The organism is Ruegeria sp. CDSB136, assembly GCF_059610965.1.
The window spans coordinates 46,725-67,857 of the sequence record NZ_JBXWOP010000010.1; the positions used below are offsets into that span (position 1 = coordinate 46,725).

At 59.8% G+C, this 21,133-nt stretch carries 23 protein-coding genes; 1 reads left to right on the forward strand and 22 read right to left on the reverse strand.

The genetic code is table 11. The features are described from left to right. Positions 1-9: 9 nt before the first annotated feature. The 19 genes from nuoG to AC2FIR_RS12295 form a co-directional block, all read right to left on the reverse strand. Positions 10-2,031, reverse strand: a complete 2,022-nt coding sequence (nuoG, locus tag AC2FIR_RS12205) for an NADH-quinone oxidoreductase subunit NuoG (protein WP_496746138.1) — start codon at positions 2,029-2,031, stop codon at positions 10-12. A gap of 3 nt (positions 2,032-2,034) precedes the next feature. Then, positions 2,035-2,439 (reverse strand): DUF5333 domain-containing protein, encoded by a 405-nt coding sequence (locus tag AC2FIR_RS12210; protein ID WP_170806544.1) that lies wholly within the window; start codon positions 2,437-2,439, stop codon positions 2,035-2,037. Between the two features lie 98 nt (positions 2,440-2,537). Beyond that, complete coding sequence (locus tag AC2FIR_RS12215) at positions 2,538-2,927, reverse strand: hypothetical protein (protein WP_480489563.1); 390 nt, start codon at positions 2,925-2,927, stop codon at positions 2,538-2,540. Next, on the reverse strand, positions 2,927-3,343 hold the full coding sequence (locus AC2FIR_RS12220; protein WP_496746136.1) for an MAPEG family protein: 417 nt from the start codon (positions 3,341-3,343) through the stop codon (positions 2,927-2,929). The genes AC2FIR_RS12215 and AC2FIR_RS12220 overlap by 1 nt, the downstream gene beginning before the upstream one ends. Positions 3,344-3,348: 5 nt before the next feature. Beyond that, positions 3,349-4,647 carry an NADH-quinone oxidoreductase subunit NuoF gene (gene nuoF / locus AC2FIR_RS12225; protein WP_480491724.1) on the reverse strand — a complete coding sequence of 433 codons (1,299 nt, stop codon included), beginning with the start codon at positions 4,645-4,647 and terminating at the stop codon, positions 3,349-3,351. Between the two features lie 12 nt (positions 4,648-4,659). Continuing rightward, complete coding sequence (locus AC2FIR_RS12230) at positions 4,660-4,881, reverse strand: DUF5337 domain-containing protein (protein ID WP_170615364.1); 222 nt, start codon at positions 4,879-4,881, stop codon at positions 4,660-4,662. A 32-nt stretch (positions 4,882-4,913) separates the two neighbouring features. Continuing rightward, on the reverse strand, positions 4,914-6,011 hold the full coding sequence (gene nuoE, locus AC2FIR_RS12235) for an NADH-quinone oxidoreductase subunit NuoE (RefSeq protein WP_170615362.1): 1,098 nt from the start codon (positions 6,009-6,011) through the stop codon (positions 4,914-4,916). Next, the gene (locus AC2FIR_RS12240) at positions 6,011-7,234 is read right to left on the reverse strand and encodes an NADH-quinone oxidoreductase subunit D (RefSeq protein WP_170817060.1); all 1,224 of its coding nucleotides are present in this window, start codon (positions 7,232-7,234) and stop codon (positions 6,011-6,013) included. Before AC2FIR_RS12240 ends, nuoE begins: the two co-directional genes overlap by 1 nt. Next, a complete protein-coding gene (locus tag AC2FIR_RS12245) occupies positions 7,234-7,359 on the reverse strand; it encodes a hypothetical protein (protein WP_475159136.1) in 126 nt (41 codons plus the stop codon). The genes AC2FIR_RS12240 and AC2FIR_RS12245 overlap by 1 nt, the downstream gene beginning before the upstream one ends. 1 nt (position 7,360) lies before the next feature. Continuing rightward, positions 7,361-7,534, reverse strand: a complete 174-nt coding sequence (locus AC2FIR_RS12250; RefSeq protein WP_170615358.1) for a hypothetical protein — start codon at positions 7,532-7,534, stop codon at positions 7,361-7,363. A gap of 2 nt (positions 7,535-7,536) precedes the next feature. Continuing rightward, positions 7,537-8,139, reverse strand: a complete 603-nt coding sequence (locus AC2FIR_RS12255) for an NADH-quinone oxidoreductase subunit C (RefSeq protein WP_480812183.1) — start codon at positions 8,137-8,139, stop codon at positions 7,537-7,539. Between the two features lie 11 nt (positions 8,140-8,150). Beyond that, positions 8,151-8,684 carry a NuoB/complex I 20 kDa subunit family protein gene (locus AC2FIR_RS12260; protein ID WP_480914153.1) on the reverse strand — a complete coding sequence of 178 codons (534 nt, stop codon included), beginning with the start codon at positions 8,682-8,684 and terminating at the stop codon, positions 8,151-8,153. Further along, positions 8,675-9,040 carry an NADH-quinone oxidoreductase subunit A gene (locus AC2FIR_RS12265; protein ID WP_170615352.1) on the reverse strand — a complete coding sequence of 122 codons (366 nt, stop codon included), beginning with the start codon at positions 9,038-9,040 and terminating at the stop codon, positions 8,675-8,677. The genes AC2FIR_RS12260 and AC2FIR_RS12265 overlap by 10 nt, the downstream gene beginning before the upstream one ends. A gap of 186 nt (positions 9,041-9,226) precedes the next feature. Beyond that, entirely contained in the window at positions 9,227-10,015 is a 789-nt protein-coding gene (locus AC2FIR_RS12270; RefSeq protein WP_496746130.1) for a crotonase/enoyl-CoA hydratase family protein, read from the reverse strand. After that, entirely contained in the window at positions 10,008-10,538 is a 531-nt protein-coding gene (locus tag AC2FIR_RS12275) for a P-loop nucleotide/nucleoside kinase family protein (protein ID WP_496746128.1), read from the reverse strand. The genes AC2FIR_RS12270 and AC2FIR_RS12275 overlap by 8 nt, the downstream gene beginning before the upstream one ends. Next, complete coding sequence (locus tag AC2FIR_RS12280) at positions 10,539-11,393, reverse strand: hydroxymethylglutaryl-CoA lyase (RefSeq protein ID WP_480812186.1); 855 nt, start codon at positions 11,391-11,393, stop codon at positions 10,539-10,541. A gap of 79 nt (positions 11,394-11,472) precedes the next feature. Then, positions 11,473-13,404, reverse strand: a complete 1,932-nt coding sequence (locus AC2FIR_RS12285; RefSeq protein WP_170619704.1) for an acetyl/propionyl/methylcrotonyl-CoA carboxylase subunit alpha — start codon at positions 13,402-13,404, stop codon at positions 11,473-11,475. Between the two features lie 78 nt (positions 13,405-13,482). Continuing rightward, on the reverse strand, positions 13,483-15,087 hold the full coding sequence (locus AC2FIR_RS12290) for a carboxyl transferase domain-containing protein (RefSeq protein WP_496746125.1): 1,605 nt from the start codon (positions 15,085-15,087) through the stop codon (positions 13,483-13,485). A gap of 379 nt (positions 15,088-15,466) precedes the next feature. Beyond that, the gene (locus AC2FIR_RS12295) at positions 15,467-16,993 is read right to left on the reverse strand and encodes an AMP-binding protein (protein WP_496746123.1); all 1,527 of its coding nucleotides are present in this window, start codon (positions 16,991-16,993) and stop codon (positions 15,467-15,469) included. Between the two features lie 136 nt (positions 16,994-17,129). Between AC2FIR_RS12295 and AC2FIR_RS12300 the strand changes: the two genes are divergently transcribed. After that, positions 17,130-17,732, forward strand: a complete 603-nt coding sequence (locus AC2FIR_RS12300) for an OmpW/AlkL family protein (RefSeq protein ID WP_480914138.1) — start codon at positions 17,130-17,132, stop codon at positions 17,730-17,732. 51 nt (positions 17,733-17,783) lie between these two features. On the opposite strand, the gene AC2FIR_RS12305 is transcribed toward AC2FIR_RS12300, so the two are convergent. From AC2FIR_RS12305 to AC2FIR_RS12315, 3 genes are all read right to left on the reverse strand, one after another. Beyond that, the gene (locus AC2FIR_RS12305; protein WP_480525216.1) at positions 17,784-18,947 is read right to left on the reverse strand and encodes an isovaleryl-CoA dehydrogenase; all 1,164 of its coding nucleotides are present in this window, start codon (positions 18,945-18,947) and stop codon (positions 17,784-17,786) included. A gap of 166 nt (positions 18,948-19,113) precedes the next feature. Beyond that, entirely contained in the window at positions 19,114-20,313 is a 1,200-nt protein-coding gene (locus AC2FIR_RS12310; protein WP_496746120.1) for a DegT/DnrJ/EryC1/StrS family aminotransferase, read from the reverse strand. 39 nt (positions 20,314-20,352) lie between these two features. Further along, a complete protein-coding gene (locus AC2FIR_RS12315) occupies positions 20,353-21,024 on the reverse strand; it encodes an HAD-IA family hydrolase (protein ID WP_170615332.1) in 672 nt (223 codons plus the stop codon). Positions 21,025-21,133: the final 109 nt, after the last annotated feature.

Consider the following 21,133-nt stretch of genomic DNA (forward strand, 5'->3'; position numbering starts at 1 on the left):
AGCTCTGGTTCATTCCGCCGCGATCTTCTCGGCCTTGCGTGCCTGCGCCTGCGCCGACAGTTCGGCCATCAGCTGCGAGGCCCGCGCAATCGGGTTGGTCAGGTAGAAATCCTTGACCGCGTTGCGGAAGGTCGCCGTGCCCAACGGGCCGGCATCCAGCGGCTGAACTTCATTTTCGACCACCTGATCAATCTGGGCCAGGTGCGGAACCGCTTCGACAAGCGCGGTGCGCAGTTGCGCCAGCGAGTCGTAGGGCAAAGTTGCGCCCAACTCAGCCGACAAGGCCCGCAGGATCGCCCAGTTCTCTTTCGCCTCACCGGGCGCGAACCCGGCGCGCATGGCCAGTTGCGGGCGGCCTTCGGTGTTCACGAACAAGCCGTTTTCCTCGGTATAAGCGGCACCCGGCAGGATCACGTCGGCGCGATGCGCGCCGCGATCACCATGGCTGCCCTGATAGATCACGAAGGCGCCCTCACCGATCTCGACCTCGTCCGCGCCGAGGTTGTAGATCACGTCCGCCGCTGAAACGGCATCCATGCCACTTTCGTTGGTCGCATCCACATCCATCGCACCTACGCGCGAGGCGGCGGTATGCAGAACGATCAGACCGCTTTCCGTGTTTGCAGCAATGGTTTGTGCGGCGGCCAGAACGGCGGCGCCGTCCGCCTCTTGCAACGCACCTTGGCCAACAATGACCAGCGAGCGTTTGCCCTTGATCGTATCGTCGCCACCCATGTCCACAACCTTTTGCAGCGCCGTGCGGTCATCACCCACATGGTGATACTCATAGGTCAGGTCCACAGCGGGACCTACCAGTGCAACCTCGGCCCCGTGCGCCCAGGCCCTGCGGATCCGGGCGTTCAGAACCGGAGCCTCGTCACGCGGGTTTGTGCCGATCAGCAGAATGCGTTCGGCGGCGTCAATATCCTCGATCGCCGCAGTCCCGGCATAGGCCGCACGATTGCCCGCAGGCAGTTTGGCCCCGTCGGTGCGGCATTCAACAACACCACCCTGCCCTTCGATCATCTGTTTCAGAGCAAACGCAGCCTCGACCGGAGCCAGATCACCGACGATCCCAGCCGGTTTCTCGGCCCCTTTCAGCGCCTCGGCGGCCTTGGTCAGCGCCTCAGACCAAGAGGCCCGGCGCAGCTTGCCGTTCTCGCGCACATAAGGCTTGTCCAGACGCTGACGGCGCAGGCCGTCCCAGACGAAGCGGGTCTTATCGCTGATCCATTCCTCGTTCACGCCATCATGGTTGCGCGGCAGGAAACGCATCACTTCGCGCCCCTTGGTATCGACGCGGATGTTCGAACCCAGAGCGTCCATCACGTCGACGCTTTCGGTCTTGGTCAGTTCCCACGGACGCGCGGTAAAGGCGTACGGCTTCGACGTCAGCGCCCCGACCGGGCACAGATCGATAATGTTGCCCTGCAGGTTCGAATTCAGCGTCTGGTTCAGGTACGAAGTGATCTCGGCATCCTCACCACGTCCGGTCTGGCCCATCTGGGTGATCCCGGCGACTTCGGTGGTGAAGCGTACGCAGCGGGTACAACTGATGCAGCGCGTCATCGCGGTGCCGACCAGCGGTCCAAGATCCAGATCATCCACCGCCCGCTTGGCTTCCTTGAAGCGCGTGCCCGACAGACCATAAGCCATCGCCTGATCCTGCAGATCACACTCACCACCCTGATCGCAGATCGGGCAATCCAGCGGGTGGTTGATCAGCAGGAACTCCATCACCCCTTCGCGGGCCTTCTTGACCATGGGCGAGTTCGTCTTGACCACCGGCGGCTGTCCTTCCGGCCCCGGGCGCAGATCGCGCACCTGCATCGCGCAGGAAGCCGCAGGTTTGGGCGGGCCGCCAACAACCTCGACCAGACACATCCGGCAGTTTCCGGCAATCGACAGGCGCTCGTGATAGCAGAAGCGCGGCACTTCGACTCCGGCCTGTTCACAGGCCTGGATCAGGGTCATCGCACCATCGACTTCGATATCCTGCCCGTCGATATTGATCTTGCGGAGGTCAGACATTCTCTAGTTCGCCCTCAAATACACGCCAATGGCGCTGTTTCTTTCGATTTCCGTCTGCCCCAGTGAGCAGAAGGACTTGGGGTTGTCATAAGACACACCGTTCTGGGCCAGATACGCCTCGCCCTTGGCGCGCATCCGGTCCTTTTCGGAATCCGAGTCCACATAGGCGCGGATTTCCTGATCCGAGTACCCCAGTTTGTTCGCTTTGGATCGCAATCCCCACATCACTCCGATCGCCTTCATCCGGCGCCCGCTGATCGACGGGCAGTATTCCGAAATCTCGTTTGCGATGGCGATGTAGTAGAGTTCGTTGTCGATCTCTTTGACATCCCTCAAAGGCGGCTTGGCCTCTGCCATTATCGGGAAGGTTAACACTGAAATCAGGGCAACTGCCTTCGCGCCGGGCATGACCCTTCCGTTCGGTTTGGAAGGTCCACAACGAAGTTTTCTCCGGGCGCTATGCAATAGCTGCCCGGTCAATCCGCCGCGATATGCAAAACCCTGCTTCATGGTCTCTGGCAGGTTCCTGCAAATGTCAGTTTGTCATCCGCGATCCGCAGATTCTGGGGTTCCGTATCAGGTCCGACTTTCCAGGCGATTCTGGACGATCCGAAGTTCTGAATACAGAACTTGGTACCTTCATAACGGCCGGCTTCGAGCGCGCCGTCCAACGACGCGGAAACACCTTTCACGGTCACGGTGAACTCGGCCGGCATGGCCTTTTTGTTTACCGCTTTCGCCTTGGCCCGGAAGGATTTGCCATCGAACGTGACCCGGTCATCCGGAGGTTTGACGAGGCCGCATGCCGTCACAAGCGACAAAGCCGCAACCGCCACTGTCAGCATCGATGCAGCCCTTGGCTTGCGGGTCGTATTTTCGCGTGCACCTGTCGACATCAGAACGCCGCCACCAATGCCATGAGACCGGTAAGGAACATGCAGGCCCATGCCACGACGTACAGCACGGAACGCAAACCGCTGTTGGGTTTGCCGACGCCGCGAATATGGACGAACAACATGACCAGTCTGGCAACCAATGCCACCGATGCGAAAAGGTTGACCCAGAACGGGCTTACACCCATCAAAATTGCGGCCACTGTAACAGTCAGAAACGCAGGCAGCGTCTCGGTACCATTCAGATAGGCCCGGTTCAGGCGGTAAGCCTTGTCCGAATAATCCTGATCCGGTGTCGCCCCCGGAGCCAGCCCTTTTCCCTGTTTGGCCAGCGCGGTGAACGGTGACAGAAACAGAACAACCAGGGTGAAAATCACCAATGCGGCGATTGCGTGGGAATATTCGGCATAGATTTCCATTGAGTTCACTCCGCAGCCATCGCACCCATGCGGCCCGATTTCTGAGCCTTGATGCGATCCTCGATTTCTTCACGGAAGTTGCGGATCAGGCCCTGGATCGGCCAGGCCGCCGCGTCGCCAAGGGCGCAGATCGTGTGACCTTCGACCTGTTTGGTCACGTCGAACAGCATATCGATCTCTTCCAGTTCCGCCTCGCCTCGGACCAGGCGGTCCATGACGCGCATCATCCAGCCGGTACCTTCGCGGCAGGGCGTGCACTGACCGCAGCTTTCGTGCTTGTAAAACTTTGACAGACGCCAGATCGCCTTGATGATGTCGGTGGACTTATCCATCACGATCACGGCCGCCGTGCCCAGGCCAGATCCCAGATCGTTGCGCAGGTGATCGAAATCCATGATCGCATCGCGCATGTTCTCACCGCGCACACAGGGAACGGACGAACCGCCCGGGATAACCGCCAGAAGATTGTTCCAGCCGCCGCGAATGCCGCCGCAATGGGAGTCGATCAACTGTTCGAACGGGATCGACATGGCCTCTTCAACCACGCAGGGGTTGTTCACATGGCCAGAGATCGCAAACAGCTTGGTGCCCGCGTTGTTCTGGCGGCCGAAGCCCGCGAACCAGTCGGCCCCACGGCGCAGTATCGTCGGCACCACAGCAATCGATTCCACGTTGTTCACCGTGGTCGGACAGCCGTAAAGACCCGCACCTGCCGGGAACGGAGGTTTCATCCGCGGCATACCCTTCTTGCCCTCAAGGCTTTCGATCAGGGCGGTTTCTTCACCGCAGATATAGGCCCCGGCACCGTGATGCAGGAACAGGTCGAAATCCCAGCCCGAACCAGCGGCGTTCTTTCCCAGCAAGCCAGCGTCATAGGCTTCGTCAATCGCGGCCTGCAGCGCCTCACGCTCGCGGATATATTCGCCACGCAGGTAGATGTAGCAGGTGTGCGCGTTCATTGCGAAGGACGCGATCAGGCAGCCTTCGATCAGCGTATGCGGATCGTGGCGCATGATCTCGCGGTCCTTGCATGTGCCGGGCTCGGATTCATCTGCGTTCACAACCAGATAGGCCGGGCGTCCATCGCTTTCCTTTGGCATGAACGACCATTTCAGACCGGTCGGAAAGCCCGCACCACCACGACCACGCAGGCCCGAGTCCTTCATGGTCTGGATGATCCAGTCGCGCCCCTTCTCGATCAGGCCAGCGGTGCCGTCCCAATGCCCCCGGGCTTGCGCGCCTTTCAGCGTGCGCTCATGCATCCCGTAGATGTTGGTAAAGATCCTGTCCTGATCCTTCAGCATCATTCGTTACCTTCAGCTTTCCTGACGCATGCGCCAGAGTTGAAAAATGTTCACGCCCGCATAGATGAATGCCGCCAACGCAGCAAAGTCAAACAGCAGCGCGTGTCGCGCCGTCAATCCCAACGCGGGGCCGACAAACAAGTTCATGGCAAGCCAAATCGTCATCGTCACTGCGATGACGATACCGATATGTCGGCCCTTTCGGGCTATGGCCTGTTCTTTGTCCTTGTCCATCACACATTGATGCCCCGGATGGGCACCGGCTATCACTCTTCGTATGTGCCGTCTTTCTTGGCACGTTTCGCAAACTCGGTTTCTTCACCAGCCGCCAGCTTGCCCGCCTGCTCGATCCAGCCATCCCGTTCGATCCGGCCCTTGAACTTCAAACGCGCGTCGACCCAAGCCACCTGATCAGGCGTCCAGGCGGCGATCTGGTCAAAGTGGTAGAATCCCAGCTCGTTCAGCGTTTGCTCCAGCTTCGGCCCAACGCCTTTCAGCAGCTTGAGATCATCTGCCTTGCCATCCCGCGCAGCCGATAGCGTTTCAGGCGCATTTTCCTTGGCCTTCGCCTCAGCCGCTTGTTTCACTGCAGGCTTAGCCGGCGCAGGTGCTTTGGGAGGGTTCGGAGCCGCCTTGGTCGCAGCAGCCTTGCCATCCTTGCCCAGCCAGGGCGTCAGGATCGGCACTTCGGTTCCGTCGATCCGCTTGACTGTATCACCCAGATCCGTCGCCAATGCGACGCTGGCGTTATACTGCGTTCTGCCACTGTCATACTCGGTCAGGCTGGTCAGCCCTATCAGGGGTTCCGCCGCATAGCGCCCGTTCTGCGGACCCGGTGTCGGCACTTTGCCCGCCGCCAGATCGTCAATGATCTGGCCAAAGCTCTCGGCGGTCAGATCCTCATAGTAATCCTTGCCGATCTGCGCCATCGGAGCATTGGTGCAGGAGCCGAGGCATTCGACCTCTTCCCAGCTCAGCTTGCCATCGGCGGACAGTTTATGCGGCTTGGCGGCGATCTTTTCTTTGCAGACCGCAATCAGATCTTCGGCCCCGCAGATCATGCACGACGTCGTGCCGCAGACCTGAATGTGCGCAACTGATCCAACCGGTTGCAGCTGGAACATGAAGTAGAAAGACGCAACCTCAAGAACGCGGATATAGGCCATACCCAGCATGTCGGCGACGGATTCAATCGCCGGACGGCTCAGCCAGCCCTCTTGTTCCTGCGCACGCCACAGCAGCGGGATCACCGCGCTGGCCTGACGCCCCTCGGGGTATTTTGTGATCTGCGCTTCGGCCCATTGCTGGTTCGCAGCAGTGAAGGCAAAGCTTTCGGGTTGTTCGGGGTGAAGACGGCGAAGCATTAGCGGTCAATCTCTCCAAATACGACGTCCATAGTGCCAATGATGGCGGCGACGTCGGCCAGTTGATGGCCCTTGGCAACGTGGTCCATGGCTTGCAGGTGCAGATAACCCGGAGCGCGCAGCTTGGCGCGGTAGGGTTTGTTGGTGCCGTCGGCGACCAGATAAACGCCGAACTCACCCTTGGGGGCTTCGACTGCAGCGTAGACCTCACCGGCGGGGACGTGGAAACCTTCGGTATACAGTTTGAAGTGATGGATCAGACTCTCCATCGAGGTCTTCATGTCCGAGCGTTTCGGCGGGGTGATCTTGCCGCGCGCCAGAACATCGCCGGGGCAATCACGGATTTTCGAGATGGCCTGACGGATGATGTGTAGCGACTGGCGCATCTCTTCCATGCGGCAGAGATAACGGTCATAGCAGTCGCCGTTCTTGCCAACAGGGATCTGGAACTCGAACTCGTCGTAGCATTCATAGGGCTGCGCGCGGCGCAGGTCCCAAGCGAGGCCCGATCCGCGCACCATCACGCCCGAGAAACCGTATTTCTGGATGTCATCCTCGGTCACGACACCAATATCGGCGTTGCGCTGTTTGAAGATGCGGTTTTCGGTCAGCAGGCCATCAATGTCATCGAGAACTGAGGGGAACTCATGGCTCCACGCTTCGATATCGTCCAGCAATTCCGGCGGCAGATCCTGATGTACACCGCCGGGGCGGAAATAGGCGGCGTGCAGGCGGGCGCCACAGGCACGCTCATAGAACACCATCAGCTTTTCGCGCTCTTCAAAGCCCCACAGCGGCGGGGTCAGCGCGCCAACATCCATCGCCTGAGTGGTCACGTTCAGCAGGTGGTTCAGGATGCGCCCGATCTCGGAATACAGAACCCGGATCAGCGAGCCGCGACGCGGCACTTCCACACCGGTCAGCTTTTCGATGGCCAGACACCAGGCGTGCTCCTGGTTCATTGGGGCCACATAGTCCAGACGGTCGAAATACGGCAGGTTCTGCAGATACGTCCGGCTTTCCATCAGCTTTTCGGTGCCACGGTGAAGCAGGCCGATATGCGGGTCGCAGCGTTCGACGATCTCGCCGTCGAGCTCAAGCACCAAACGCAGAACTCCATGCGCCGCAGGGTGTTGCGGGCCGAAGTTGATGTTGAAGTTGCGGATCTTCTGTTCTCCGCTCAGCGCGTCCGTGCTGCCGTCATCGTATCTTGAGCCGTCCATCAACGCCCTCGTTTCTTCTTTTTCGCCTCAGCCCGGACCCGGACCTTTTCGGCTTCGGCCGCTTTCGCTGCAGCCCCCGCAAGCAGGACGCCCAAGGCGCCCAAAACGATCAGTTCGCCCATCATGTCAGCGTCGCTCCATCTCTTGCAGCTTCATGGCCATCATCCACAAAAGGACAATGACCACCGGCGAAATCACACAAGCGAACGCCCAGTTCTTGTTGATCCCGAAATGCGGCAACAGCTTGGTCATCGGAATGACCGTTGCAACCACCACGATAATCCAGATCAAGAACTCCATGATTACGTCTCCTGTTTTTCGTCCCCTGGCAGAATGTAGTTCGCACCTTCCCATGGGGACATGAAATCGAATTGACGATATTCCTGAACCAGCGACACGGGTTCGTAGACCACGCGCTTCTGCGCCTCGTCGTACCGCACCTCGGTATAGCCGGTGGTCGGAAAATCCTTGCGCAGCGGATAGCCGCGGAAGCCATAGTCGGTCAGGATACGCCGCAGGTCCGGATGGCCCGAGAACAGGATGCCGAACATGTCGAACACCTCACGCTCGAACCAGTTGGCCGAGGGGTGAACGCCCACGATCGAGGGCACCATGTCTTCCTCGCGGATCGAGACCCGCAGGCGGATGCGCTGATTCTGGTACATCGACAGGAAGTGGTACACCACGTCGAAGCGCTTGGCCCGTTCCGGGTAGTCCACACCGGTGATGTCCACCAGCGTCGAAAACTTGCAGTTCGGATCGGACGTCAGGAATTCGACAAATTCCACAAGGTTCGACGGGGCCACATCAACGTTCAGCTCGCCGTGGGTGACATCCCAGGACAAAACACAATCGGCCCGTTTCAGCTCTAACTGCGTGCCGAGTTCCTTGAGTGCTTCGCTCATCAGCTCTCTCCTCAGCGTACGATGGTACCGGTGCGGCGGATTTTGCGCTGCAACTGCATCAGACCGTAAAGCAGGGCCTCAGCCGTCGGAGGGCAGCCCGGTACGTAGATGTCCACAGGAACAATCCGGTCACAGCCGCGAACAACAGAATAGGAATAGTGATAGTACCCACCGCCATTGGCGCAGGACCCCATCGAGATAACGTAACGCGGTTCCGGCATCTGGTCATACACCTTGCGCAGCGCCGGTGCCATCTTGTTGGTCAGCGTCCCCGCGACGATCATTACGTCGGACTGACGCGGAGAGGCGCGCGGAGCAATGCCAAACCGTTCGGCATCGTAGCGCGGCATCGACGTGTGCATCATCTCAACCGCGCAGCAGGCCAGACCGAATGTCATCCAGTGCAGCGACCCGGTACGCGCCCAGTTGATGATGTCTTCGCTCGAGGTCAGCAGGAAGCCCTTGTCCTGCAGCTCGGCATTGAGGGCCTGGGTGGCGACTTCCTTGTCGGCGCCAGCGGTGTTTGCGCCCGTCATCACTCCCATTCCAGGGCCCCCTTCTTCCATTCATAGGCAAAGCCGATCGTCAGCACCGCCAAGAATACCATCATGGACCAGAAACCCACATCGCTGATGTCGCGGAAGCCCACGGCCCACGGAAACAGGAAGGCGATTTCCAGATCGAAGATGATGAAGAGAATCGAGACCAGATAGAATCGGACGTCGAATTTCATCCGCGCATCGTCGAAGGCATTGAAGCCACATTCATATGCGCTGACTTTTTCAGGATCAGGATTGCGAACAGCAAGCACCACAGCCGCAAGAATAAGGACTATTCCAAGGCCTACGGCGACGGCCAGAAACACCAGGATCGGGAGATACTCCCGCAACAGCTCTTCCACGAGTGGCTCCTTTCCTGCGCGTCCGGTCCCGGGCGCGCCGTCAATTGGCGTGTTGACTGGACATTCTCTATCCGCGCGGGGTCAGAGGGTCAACCAAGCACAGGCGGCGAATGCCGTATTAATCTGCATGCCTGACCCCGATACACCGCCCGGATTTCGCTTTATCCAACAAACGGGAAGATGCTGCTAAACCTTACTATTCCATGCAGGTTTTCGTTTCTCGAAGAACGCACTGATTCCCTCTTGCGCCTCTTGTGTTTCCCACCTTTGGACCAGGGCGTTGATCGTTTGATCAATCACGGCATCGTCGATTTTCGGGCCCAACGCCTGAACAAGGCTTTTGGCGGACGCGACAGCCCCGGGCGCGCAGGACAGATAAGGTTCCACATGGGCTTCCACCGCGTCCTCCAGACCTTCGGCGGGCACAGTCTCAGCCAGCAGCCCAAGATCCACAGCCTCGCTCGCATCAAACAGGCGCGCGGACATGAAGACACGGCGCGCTCGCGCTTCGCCCATGCGAGCAACGACGTATGGCCCGATCGTTGCCGGGATCAGACCTAGGCGGGTTTCCGTCAGGCCCATCTTCAGGCTGTTCACACCGATCGCAATATCGCAGACGGCCGCCATGCCCACACCGCCCCCGAACGCGTTGCCCTGCAAGGCGCCAATCAACGGCTTGGGCAGGGTATTCAGGGCGTTCAGCATTTCGGCCAGCTTGCGTGCTTCGGTGAACCGTGTGGCGGGATCCGCTGCCATCTGGTCCTGCATCCAACCAAGGTCGCCCCCGGCGCAAAAGCTCTTTCCTGCCCCGGTCAGAACAACCAAGCGCACGTTTTCATCCTTGCCCAGCGCCGCTGCCGCGTTGGTCAGTTCCGCAATCATTTGCGCCGACATGGCGTTGTGCTTTTCGGGGCGGTTCAGGGTCAACCTGGCGACACCACGCTGATCAACTGCAATATCGATCGTTTCAAACATCGTTTTTCTCCTGTGGGTCTTCACGGATCGCAGCCGCCAACAAGATCGCCGCCTCGGCCGGATCTGTCTGCGCTGTGTCGATCCTAATATCGGGATTTGGAAACGGGTCGTATCTGCGCATCTCAACAGCCTGCCAGGTCGGCGGTGACCAATTGCGCAACTCGACCACGCGCTTTTCGACACGTTTTCGATGTTCGGTCTTATCTGAGCACCAGAATTCCACATCAAGATGCCGCGCCCGGGCTTTCCCCGACACACCGCGCCATGCGTCTCGCGTCAGGCTGATTGGGTTCACACAGTCGGCTATCACGTCAAACCCCTGCTGCAAGGCACCAGTGGCAACGGCTTGTGCTGCGGCATAACCGCCATCTGCAAGATCATCGACCTTCATATGCGACGACTGCATGGCGGTTTCGATCTGATCAATCCAAAGCCACAACGCGCCTGTCCGCTCCGCAACCATTCGGGCAATTGTCGTTTTGCCAACACCCGGCAAACCGGACAGACACATCAAAACCGGCACTCAGGTGCCCCGCATCGAACGGGCCATCTCTGCCGCTTCCTGCAGGATCGCGGCGTCCAGACCCGTGTCATAGCCCAACCGTTCAAGATGCGCCGCAACCGCCTCGGTCGCCACGTTCCCCGCCGCCCCCGGCGCGTATGGGCAGCCGCCCAAACCGCCGACCGCCGCATCGAAGACACGCACCCCAAGTGCCAGAGCGGCATCGATATTATCCATCGCCCGGCCATTCGTGTCATGAAAATGCCCCGCCAACCTTGTGACCGGCACCTGCTCGCGAACAGCAAGGATCATGCGCGCGATCTTGTCGGGCGTGCCCTGCCCGATGGTATCGCCCAATGAAATCTCATAGCAGCCGTGCGAAAACAGCACATCAGCCACTTCGGCGACTTTCTCCGGCGCTGTCGGTCCGTCATAGGGGCAGTCGGTCACGCAGGAAATATACCCGCGCACCGGCAAGTCGATATGGCGCGCTTCCTCCAGAATCGGCTCGAACCGCGCGATGGATTCCGCAATAGACGCATTAATGTTTGCCTTCGAAAACCCTTCGGATGCCGACGCGAATATGGCGATTTCGTCCGCATGTGCGGCAATAGCGTCCTCATAGCCGCGCATATTCGGCGTCAAGGCAGCGTAGCGAACGCCAGCCGCGCGGGTAATGCCTGCCAAAACCGCTGCACTGTCTGCCATTTGCGGCACCCATTTCGGCGACACAAAACTCGCAACTTCGATGCGATTGAAGCCGGCATCGCTCAGGCGATTCACCAGCGCCACTTTCTCGGCCACGGGGATCTGGCGCTGTTCATTCTGCAGACCGTCCCGGGGCCCGACCTCAAAGATTTCGACTCTGTCACCCATTCCTGCGCCTCTCCTGTGTTGTTCCGATCAACGGCTGAACCTGCCCCGACAATGGCATGCGATGCATCACAGGGATAGGCTACTCCTCTTCCAGCCGAACAAGCGCGGCACCGGCTTCGACCTGCGATCCGGGTGCGGCCAGAACTTCGGCAACGATGCCGTCACGTGCGGCCAGCAAGGCGTGCTCCATTTTCATCGCTTCCAGAATGGCCAAGCGGTCGCCCTCCGATACGGACTGACCAGCCTCGGCGAACACGGCCTTGACCAGACCGGGCATGGGCGCCTCGATCACGTTTGTGTTGCCGGATGCTGTCGTATCGCGATCCAGCGGATCGATTAGTTCAAACGCGTGGCCGTAATCGTCAAAAACCGTGATGACGGCTCCGTTGATGGCAACGCGAGGCATGGGCTGACCGTCCAGACGCCAGAGGCCATCGCGCCGCCGTGCCTCGATCTGTTTCTGGTTTACATACCACAGTTGCCGGTCACGCCCATCGACCTGCACGTCCAGATCGATGACATCGCCCCGGTGCTGCAGGTGGACCGCACGACGCAGCGGCTCCCACAGCGTGAAACCGGTCTCGTAATCCGTGTCGACAAGGCCCAGGGCCGCCATAGCGGCGGCCACGGAATGTCCGGCAGAGGGTTCTGTTTCCGAAGTCAGCCCCGGCAACTCCCGGCCAATCAACCCAGTATCCACATCACCTGCGGCAAATCCTGCATGCCGCGTCAGCGCGCCCAGAAATGCAAGGTTCGTCACCGTTCCAGCGACCTCGGTTTGCTGCAACGCACGGTGCAATTGCTCCAGCGCCGCCGATCGGGTTGGTCCATGCACGATGACCTTGGCAATCATCGGATCGTACCACGGGCTGATTATGTCACCGGCACGCACACCACTGTCGGCGCGGCAATCATCTGGAAACCGAAGGTGAGAAAGCTGTCCGGTCGCGGGCAGAAACCCTTTTGGTACGTCTTCAGCGTAAAGCCGCGCCTCGAAGGCATGCCCGCTGATCGACAGATCTTCTTGACCGGCGGGCAGCTTTTCCCCGGACGCGACCCGCAATTGCCATTCGACCAGATCAACGCCAGTGATCGCTTCTGTCACGGGATGTTCAACCTGCAAACGTGTGTTCATTTCCATGAACCAGAACCGGTCCGGGCGCAGCCCCTCCGAGGCATCTACAATGAACTCAACGGTCCCTGCGCCCTTGTAGCCGATCGCTTCGGCGGCCCGGACACCTGCCTGCCCCATCGCCTCGCGCATCTCGGACGTCATCCCCGGCGCTGGCGCTTCCTCGATGACCTTCTGATGGCGCCGCTGTAACGAGCAGTCCCTTTCGAACAAATGCACGGCATGGGTTCCGTCGCCGAACACCTGCACCTCGATATGGCGGGGTTTGGCGACGAATTTCTCGACCAGAACCGCGTCATTGCCAAACGCCGTCCGCGCCTCGCTGCGCGCGCTGTCCAGCGCGGCGTCGAAGTCCTGCGGCTTTTCGACCAAGCGCATGCCTTTGCCGCCGCCACCGGCAACCGCTTTGATCAGAACCGGGTAGCCAATGGTATCCGCAGCCCCGGCAAGGTGTTCCGGGTCCTGGTTTTCGCCGTGATAGCCGGGAACAACCGGCACACCGGCCTCCTCCATCAGAACCTTCGCCGCATCCTTCAATCCCATCTTGCGGATCGCATCGGCGGACGGTCCTATGAACGTCAGACCGGCAGCTTCGACTGCATCCACGAAATCGGGGTTTTCGGACAGGAATCCATAGCCGGGATGGATCGCTTGCGCGCCGGTTTTTAACGCCGCCTCGATGATCACGTTCCCTTTGAGGTAGCTGTCCGCAGGGGCCGCGCCACCGATATGCACCGCCTCATCGGCCATCTGGACGTGCTTGGACCCGATATCGGCGTCCGAATAGACGGCAACGCAGGAAACCCCCAGCTTTTGCGCGGTTTCCATCACTCGACAGGCAATCTCACCCCGGTTGGCAATCAGAATTTTAGTGAACACAAGCCCAGTTCCTCTCTGAACAAAAATCCCTCGACGAAGGATTTCTTCCCAAGAATTTTCGCAGAAACTTCTCTGCCATCACATCCTGAACACGCCGAAGCGCGTCTCCTCGATCGGGGCATTCAACGCAGCGCTCAGCGAGAGGGCCAGCACTTCGCGGCTTTTGCGCGGGTCGATGATGCCGTCGTCCCACAACCGCGCCGAGGCATAGAGCGGATGCGACTGCTCCTCGAACATGTCCAGCGTGGGCCGCTTGAATTCCGCTTCTTCTTCAGCCGACCATGTGCCGCCCTGCCGTTCGATCCCGTCGCGCTTGACCGTGGCCAGAACACCCGCCGCCTGTTCGCCACCCATGACCGAGATGCGCGAGTTCGGCCAGGTCCAAAGGAAGCGTGGCTGGTAGGCGCGGCCCGCCATGCCATAGTTCCCGGCCCCGAACGAGCCACCGACAAGCATCGTAATCTTCGGAACCGAGGTCGTCGCCACTGCCGTCACCATCTTGGCCCCGTGCCGTGCGATGCCTTCGTTCTCGTATTTCCGCCCGACCATGAAGCCGGTGATGTTTTGCAGGAAAACCAGAGGGATTTTGCGTTGTGAACAGAGTTCAACGAAATGCGCGCCCTTCTGGGCTGCCTCTGAAAACAGCACCCCGTTATTGGCGATGATCCCGACGGGGCAGCCTTTGACATGGGCGAACCCTGTCACCAGCGTTTCCCCGAACCGCGGTTTGAACTCGTCAAAGCGCGAGCCATCCACCAGCCGCGCGATTACCTCGCGGATGTCATAGGGCGTGCGCAGATCGGCGGGGACCACCCCCAGAATCTCTTCAGGATCATAAGCGGGGTCCTCCGGGTTCGCCCAATCCACGGTCTGCGGCTTGCGCAGGTTCAGCGATGCGACGGCCCGGCGCGCCAGCGCCAGCGCATGGGCATCATCCTCGGCCAAATAGTCGGCTACGCCGGACAGGCGTGTATGAACGTCACCACCGCCCAGATCCTCGGAACTGACCACCTCGCCTGTTGCGGCCTTGACCAGAGGCGGCCCGGCCAGAAAGATCGTCCCTTGCTCCTTCACGATGATCGTTACGTCCGACATCGCAGGCACATAAGCGCCACCCGCCGTGCACGACCCCATGACCACCGCAATCTGAGGGATCCCCTTCGCGCTCATCCGCGCCTGATTGTAGAAGATGCGACCAAAGTGGTCGCGGTCGGGAAAGACCTCATCCTGATTGGGCAGGTTCGCGCCGCCACTGTCGACCAGATAGATGCAGGGCAGATGATTTTCCTCGGCGATCTCCTGCGCGCGAAGGTGTTTCTTGACCGTCATCGGGTAGTAGGTGCCGCCCTTCACGGTGGCGTCGTTACACACCACCATGACCTCGCGCCCCTGCACCCGGCCAATGCCCGCAATGGCCCCGGCAGACGGCGCGGCATCTCCGTACATCCCATGGGCCGCCGTTGCACCGATTTCAAGGAAAGGAGAGCCCGGATCGAGCAAGTTCGCCACCCGGCGGCGCGGCAGCATCTTACCCCGAGATTCATGGCGTGCACGGGACTTTTCACCGCCCCCCATACGGGCCGCTTCCGTAGCAGCGGAGATTTGTGCCAATGCCTCGAGATGAGCAGCGCGGTTTTGTTTGAAGCCCTCGGAGGTGGGCATGGCTTTGGATGTGAGTTTCATACCTTGACCTCTAATTTCAGCATTTGATTACTCAGCGGCATTGCAACAAGGAACACATAAATCAGAAAGGGAATGAATTTGGCGACGCCCGATGAAACGAAAGGTGCCATTGACGTTATACTGTCTGCCAGCACATCTAGTATTCCCTGAGAAATTAGGAAGAAAATCGGGACAAACATCAAGATAAGTGAAACCAAGAAAAAGCTCAGTGCGTTACCAAGCCTAACTCTTAGAACGCTGTTACAGTTCGCGCATTTACCTGCGGGCAAATGGCCTTCAACAATATCAACACTCCCCGCAAGCATCCAAGACACCCATAGCGGAAGCGGTTCACAACAATTCGGGCACTTTAGGCCAGCCAGTCGTCGAAAAAGCCCAATCAATTGTTTGTTTCCTCTGCAGCCAAGTGCTTCAACTCTTTCCGAATAACCTTCCCCGTCACCGTCATTGGCAATTCTTCCAAAAACGCCACCTCGCGCGGATAGGAGTAATGCGCCAGACGGTCTTTGACCCAATCCTGCAACTCGGCCCCCGACGCCTCGGCGCCGGGTTTCAGCACGACATAAGCCTTGACGATCTCGGTCCGCAGCGGGTCAGGCTTGCCGACTACGCCCACGGTCGCTACCGCCGGATGGGTCAGCAGGCAGTCTTCGATCTCGGCGGGGCCAATGCGGTAGCCAGCCGAAGTGATCACGTCATCATCACGGCCGACAAAACGCAGGTATTCCCCGTCCCACACGCCGCGGTCGCCAGTGATCAGCCAATCGCCGCGAAACTTCTCGGTCGTGGCCTGGGGCCGGTTCCAGTACTCCAGCATCATTGAGGCCGACCCCTGCCTGATCGCTACGTCGCCTTCTTCGTCCGTCGGAGCGCCATCTTCGTCAATCACCACGACCTCATGCCCCGGCACCGGTTTGCCGATGCATCCGGGACGGACTGGATAGTCCTCGGCGCAGGAAGACACGACCATGTTGCATTCGGTCTGACCGTAGAATTCGTTGATGGTCAGGCCAAACGCCTTTTCCCCCCAGGCCAGCATTTCCGCGCCCAAAGGCTCTCCTCCCGAGGCGACAGAGCGCAGGCCGGGAATGCTCTGATCCGCCGCTTTCAGCATCCGCAGCGCGGTCGGCGGGAAGAAGACGTTCCGTACTCCACCCCGCGAAATCACGTCGGCGCACCCTTCGGGCGAAAACTTCTCAAGCCGCGCGGCAACCACCGGAATTCCCAATGCCAACCCCGGCATCAACACGTCGAACAGTCCGCCAATCCAGGCCCAGTCCGCAGGTGTCCAAAGGCAATCACCGTCCCGCAGATGATTGTGGCTTATCGACACGCCCGGCAGATGGCCGGTCAACACCCGATGCCCGTGCAAAGCCCCTTTCGGAGTCCCTGTTGTACCAGACGTATAGATTAGAACCGCAGGGTCTTCGGGGCCCGTATCGGCAAAAGGCACCGGATCACCTGGTTCTCCGATCTGGTGTGCCAGCAAAGGTTCGGCCAGATCGCCCAGCAGCGCGGCCCCTTCGGCGTCGGTCAGCACAATCCGAGCCCCGGAATCCCCGACCCGCGAGGACAGAGCATCGCGGCGGAACAGCTTGAACAGCGGCACTGAAATGGCCCCGATTTTCCAGATTGCCAGATGTGCCGCAGCGCACCAGACAGACTGCCCCAGCAACACACCAACCCTGTCCCCGGTCCGCACCCGGCGCAACAGCGCCCGCGCCAAACCGTCCGCCAGAGCGCTGAGTTGCCCGTATGTCACGGATGAGGTTTCTTCTCCGGTCAGATCCAGCAACGCCAATTTGTCCGGGGCCTGCGCCAAGCACTGCCGGGCCATGTTCAATTGCGCCGGACAATCCCAGCTGTGATCGGCGCGCAAACCCGGTATGACCTCAGTGGGACGCATGAGTTTTTTCCATTATTTTACTGCGCCTTACCGCCGCTACCTCATTTGGCATTTCGACACGAATTTGACTCAGATCAGAGTCCGCCAGCCTTTGATCCGGCACCACTGCCTCATCAACATAACCAAAGGCATGAATATGACCAAGAAACTCGCCGCTTTGACCTTGTCTACTGCACTGGTTGCGCTGGCCGCGCCGGCTTTTGCACAATCGCAAGGGGACTGGACCGTGGGTATCGGTGTCGGCTACCTCGACCCGAAATCCGACAATGGCACTCTGGCCACGCTGGATGCCGAAGTCGGGTCCAGCACCCGCCCGATCTTTACCGCCGAGTACTTCGTCCGCGACAATCTTGGTATCGAACTTCTGGCCGCAACCCCGTTCAGCCACACCATCGCGCTGGGTGGCATTGATGCCGCCAGCACCAAGCAACTGCCGCCGACCCTGTCCCTTAACTATCACTTCCCGACCAACAGCGCCTGGAAGCCCTATGTTGGTGCCGGTTTGAACTACACGATCTTCTTTGACGAAAAATCCGCCTTGGGCGATCTCGACATCGACAACTCCTTTGGCGTCTCGCTGCAGGCCGGCCTGGACTACATGGTCACCGAACAAGGCTCGGTGCGGCTGAACGTGCGCTGGTTCGACATCGACTCGGACGTCACGCTGGACGGCGCCAAAATCGGCAAAGCCGAAATCGATCCGTGGCTGGTCGGTGTGTCCTACGTCCATCGCTTCTGATCCGTTCGCAATCCCGCCCCGCTGGTCCACTGGCCTGCGGGGCGAATTATCTCAGAGCATCTTGTTCATCATTTCGCGCCCGATCAGCATCCGACGGATTTCGCTGGTCCCGGCACCAATCTCCATCAGCTTTGCATCCCGGAAGATGCGACTGACCGCAGCGTCGGACAGGAACCCGGCCCCGCCCATTGCCTGAACCGCCTGATGAGCCTGCGTCATGGCCTGCTCCGACGCATAGAGGCAGCAAGCCGCCGCGTCCTGACGGGTCACGTCGCCCCGGTCACAGGCCTTTGCGACCTCGTAGATATAAGCTCTGGCCGAGTTCATCGCGGTGTACATATCGGCGATCTTGCCCTGCATCAGCTGAAAGGTACCGATTGGTTTGCCAAACTGCTTGCGCTCGGCCAGATAAGGCATGACCTCATCCAGACAGGCCGCCATGATACCGGTTCCAATCCCCGCAAGAACGACGCGTTCGTAATCCAACCCGGACATCAGCACCGAAACGCCTTTGCCCTCCTCGCCCAGAACATTCTCGAAGGGCACTTCGACATCTTCGAAGATCAGTTCGGCGGTATTCGACCCGCGCATCCCCAGCTTGTCGAAATGGGGTGAGGTCGAAAACCCGGTCATCTCCTTTTCGATCAGAAAGGCGGTGATGCCCTTGGACCCTGCGTCCGGATCAGTCTTGGCGTAGACAACCAGCGTATCGGCATCCGGGCCGTTGGTGATCCAGTATTTGTTGCCATTCAGCCGATAATGATCGTTCCGTTTCTCGGCCCGCAGCTTCATCGACACAACATCGGATCCGGCCGAAGGTTCGGACATCGCCAACGCGCCGACATGCTCACCGGAAATCAGGCGTGGCAGGTATTTCTGTTTCTGCTCGGCGTTGCCGTTCAGCTTGATCTGGTTCACACACAGGTTCGAATGGGCGCCGTAAGACAAAGACACCGAAGCGGACGCGCGAGCGATTTCCTCGACCGCGACCGTGTGCGCCAGATAGGACATTCCGGCTCCGCCGTATTCCTCGGGCACGGTAATGCCCAGCAGGCCCAGTTCCCCCATTTCCGTCCACAGATCATTCGGAAACGCGTTCGAGGAATCGATCTCGGCGGCCATCGGTTTGACCCGCTCCTGCGCCCAGCGATGCACCATATCGCGCAGGGCATTCACATCTTCGCCCAGATCAAATTGCATTGTTGCGGTGAACATCCGGGGCCTCCCTTGCCGGTTTAATGAACAGTTGTTCAATAACGACATACCAGCTTGCATCCGGCCGGTCAACGTTACGGTTTCACGATCTGCCAAAACGAAAAAACCGCCGCCCGTTGGCAGGCGGCGGTTTCTTTGAGAAATCAAGCGTGCGCCGCAGGCGCACTCAATCGGATTGCGCCTGATAGACTGCACCGACTTCGGATCGGATAATCCGAGCAATGACGCGACAGTCTTCAAGCGAAAACGTCAAAGGCACCCGCATATCCATGATGCCGGCCAGGATACGGTCACTCGCTGGCATCCGGGTGCTTTCCGCATAGCGCCAGCTGTCATAGCGCGAGGTAAAACCGGCCGGTTCCGCCCCGCCAAACCACTTCAACTCCACCCCTCGCGCGGCACAGCGGGCAATGACCTCTGCGATGCGGTCAGGGGGCCAGTCCAGCAGCAGAAACTGGATCGAAGACCCGACATAGGTCTCGGCCTCCGGGCGTTCGACAATCGTCAACCCGGGCGTTTGGCGCAAACCTGCCTCAACTTCTCTGTAACGTTCGTTCCAGCGCTGCACCTGACGGTCGAGATCCCGCAGTTGCGGGCGCAGAATCGCGGCCCGCAGATTATCCATGCGGCCAGAAACGTTAGGCGTGGTGTATTTGATGCGCTCGAAAACCTCCGGCCCGGGGGCGGCCAGATGCCGCTCATACAGCATGTAGGATCCCGACAGCATCGTGGCCTTGGCGGCCAGTTCCTCATCATTGGTGATCAGCAGCCCGCCTTCACCGGAATTGACATGCTTGTAGGTCTGACAGGAATAGCACCCGATGGCGCCCTGACGGCCCGACAATTGCCCCCGCCATGCCGCACCCATCGTGTGGGCGCAGTCCTCGATCACCGTGACACCGGCCGCATCACACATCTGCATCAGCCGGTCCATGTCGCACAGATGTCCGCGCATATGGCTTAGCATCAGAACGCGTGCCTGACCCAACTTTCCTTCCAGATCGTCCAGATCGATCGTCAGGCTTTCCGTCACCCCGACAAACACCGGGCGGGCACCGACCGAGGCGATTGACCCCGGCACCGGAGCCAGCGTGAAGGCATTCGTCAGAACCGGATCACCCGGCTGAACCCCGACGGCCCGTAAGGCGGTCGCCAGCGCATACCCCCCCGAGGACACGGCGAGACAGTATTTCGCGCCGGTCTGCGCGGCAAATTCCTGTTCCAGCAATGCAGTCTCGCCCAGTTCCCCGGGCACCACGTTATAGCGATGCAGCCGGCCGTGCCGGAGGACGGCTAACGCGGCTTCGATTGCGTCTTCGGGGATGGGTTCCTGCTGCGTGAAGCTGCCAGAGAATGTTTCGGTCATGTGCCAGTTCTGATCCTGCAAAAGGTTCCGGTCAAGAGCTTACGCCGTCACGCCGATCAGGTCATTCACGACGTCGGGCAGATCATTGAAATGATGCAGCAGGGCGTCCGGTTCCAACGCGGCCATATCTTCGCCGGAAGGCCCGAACGTCACCAGGACCGACGGCACCCCGGCGGCGCGTGCCGTGTTGTGGTCGGTATCCGAGTCTCCAATCAGAACGCACTGGTCGGGGTGCCCGCCAGCACGGCGCGCGGCCTCGCGCAGGGGTTCGGGATCGGGCTTTCGCACCGCCAGCGTATCGGCCCCAACCAGCGAGGCGAAACGATCCCGCACCCCAAGACGCATCAAAAGCAGATCGGCCAGAGCCTCGGGTTTGTTGGTGCAGATACCCACACCGTACCCTGTGGCTTTCAACGTATCGACTGCCTCAAGCGCGCCGGGGTAGAATTTGGTGTGGATGTCAATGGCTTCCGAATAGGCCTCGAGCAGAATTGGATAATACGCCAGCACTGTTGCCTCGTCATACGCTCCGACCCGTTTCAGCCCGTGGCTCAGCATCATGCGTCCGCCACGCAAGGCAACACCGGCGTCCTGTTCCCGCGTCAGAACATCGCCATGCCCCATTTCACGAAAACAATGATTTGCCGCCGCCAGCAAATCGCCTGAAGTATCCGCCAAAGTGCCGTCCAGATCGAAGATGACCGTACGCATTTTGCCTCCTTGCTCGGCAGAAACCCGCCATGAGATGTTGCAAACGGCAATCTTGTTTGATGGGCGAACCGCTTGCGCCTTTGAAACCAGCGGATAAAACGGACGACAA

What these genes read in the sequence shown, in the direction of transcription:
- AC2FIR_RS12260 (WP_480914153.1), bottom strand. Translation starts at nt 8,684, where the DNA reads ATGGGAGTGATGACGGGCGCAAACACCGCTGGCGCCGACAAGGAAGTC.
- AC2FIR_RS12295 (WP_496746123.1), bottom strand. Translation starts at nt 16,993, where the DNA reads ATGCGTCCCACTGAGGTCATACCGGGTTTGCGCGCCGATCACAGCTGG.
- AC2FIR_RS12305 (WP_480525216.1), bottom strand. Translation starts at nt 18,947, where the DNA reads ATGTTCACCGCAACAATGCAATTTGATCTGGGCGAAGATGTGAATGCC.
- nuoG (WP_496746138.1), bottom strand. Translation starts at nt 2,031, where the DNA reads ATGTCTGACCTCCGCAAGATCAATATCGACGGGCAGGATATCGAAGTC.
- AC2FIR_RS12240 (WP_170817060.1), bottom strand. Translation starts at nt 7,234, where the DNA reads ATGGACGGCTCAAGATACGATGACGGCAGCACGGACGCGCTGAGCGGA.
- AC2FIR_RS12245 (WP_475159136.1), bottom strand. Translation starts at nt 7,359, where the DNA reads ATGATGGGCGAACTGATCGTTTTGGGCGCCTTGGGCGTCCTGCTTGCG.
- AC2FIR_RS12215 (WP_480489563.1), bottom strand. Translation starts at nt 2,927, where the DNA reads ATGTCGACAGGTGCACGCGAAAATACGACCCGCAAGCCAAGGGCTGCA.
- AC2FIR_RS12310 (WP_496746120.1), bottom strand. Translation starts at nt 20,313, where the DNA reads ATGACCGAAACATTCTCTGGCAGCTTCACGCAGCAGGAACCCATCCCC.
- AC2FIR_RS12270 (WP_496746130.1), bottom strand. Translation starts at nt 10,015, where the DNA reads ATGTTTGAAACGATCGATATTGCAGTTGATCAGCGTGGTGTCGCCAGG.
- nuoE (WP_170615362.1), bottom strand. Translation starts at nt 6,011, where the DNA reads ATGCTTCGCCGTCTTCACCCCGAACAACCCGAAAGCTTTGCCTTCACT.
- AC2FIR_RS12300 (WP_480914138.1), top strand. Translation starts at nt 17,130, where the DNA reads ATGACCAAGAAACTCGCCGCTTTGACCTTGTCTACTGCACTGGTTGCG.
- AC2FIR_RS12210 (WP_170806544.1), bottom strand. Translation starts at nt 2,439, where the DNA reads ATGCCCGGCGCGAAGGCAGTTGCCCTGATTTCAGTGTTAACCTTCCCG.
- nuoF (WP_480491724.1), bottom strand. Translation starts at nt 4,647, where the DNA reads ATGCTGAAGGATCAGGACAGGATCTTTACCAACATCTACGGGATGCAT.
- AC2FIR_RS12290 (WP_496746125.1), bottom strand. Translation starts at nt 15,087, where the DNA reads ATGAAACTCACATCCAAAGCCATGCCCACCTCCGAGGGCTTCAAACAA.
- AC2FIR_RS12250 (WP_170615358.1), bottom strand. Translation starts at nt 7,534, where the DNA reads ATGGAGTTCTTGATCTGGATTATCGTGGTGGTTGCAACGGTCATTCCG.
- AC2FIR_RS12255 (WP_480812183.1), bottom strand. Translation starts at nt 8,139, where the DNA reads ATGAGCGAAGCACTCAAGGAACTCGGCACGCAGTTAGAGCTGAAACGG.
- AC2FIR_RS12230 (WP_170615364.1), bottom strand. Translation starts at nt 4,881, where the DNA reads ATGGACAAGGACAAAGAACAGGCCATAGCCCGAAAGGGCCGACATATC.
- AC2FIR_RS12220 (WP_496746136.1), bottom strand. Translation starts at nt 3,343, where the DNA reads ATGGAAATCTATGCCGAATATTCCCACGCAATCGCCGCATTGGTGATT.
- AC2FIR_RS12315 (WP_170615332.1), bottom strand. Translation starts at nt 21,024, where the DNA reads ATGCGTACGGTCATCTTCGATCTGGACGGCACTTTGGCGGATACTTCA.
- AC2FIR_RS12280 (WP_480812186.1), bottom strand. Translation starts at nt 11,393, where the DNA reads ATGGGTGACAGAGTCGAAATCTTTGAGGTCGGGCCCCGGGACGGTCTG.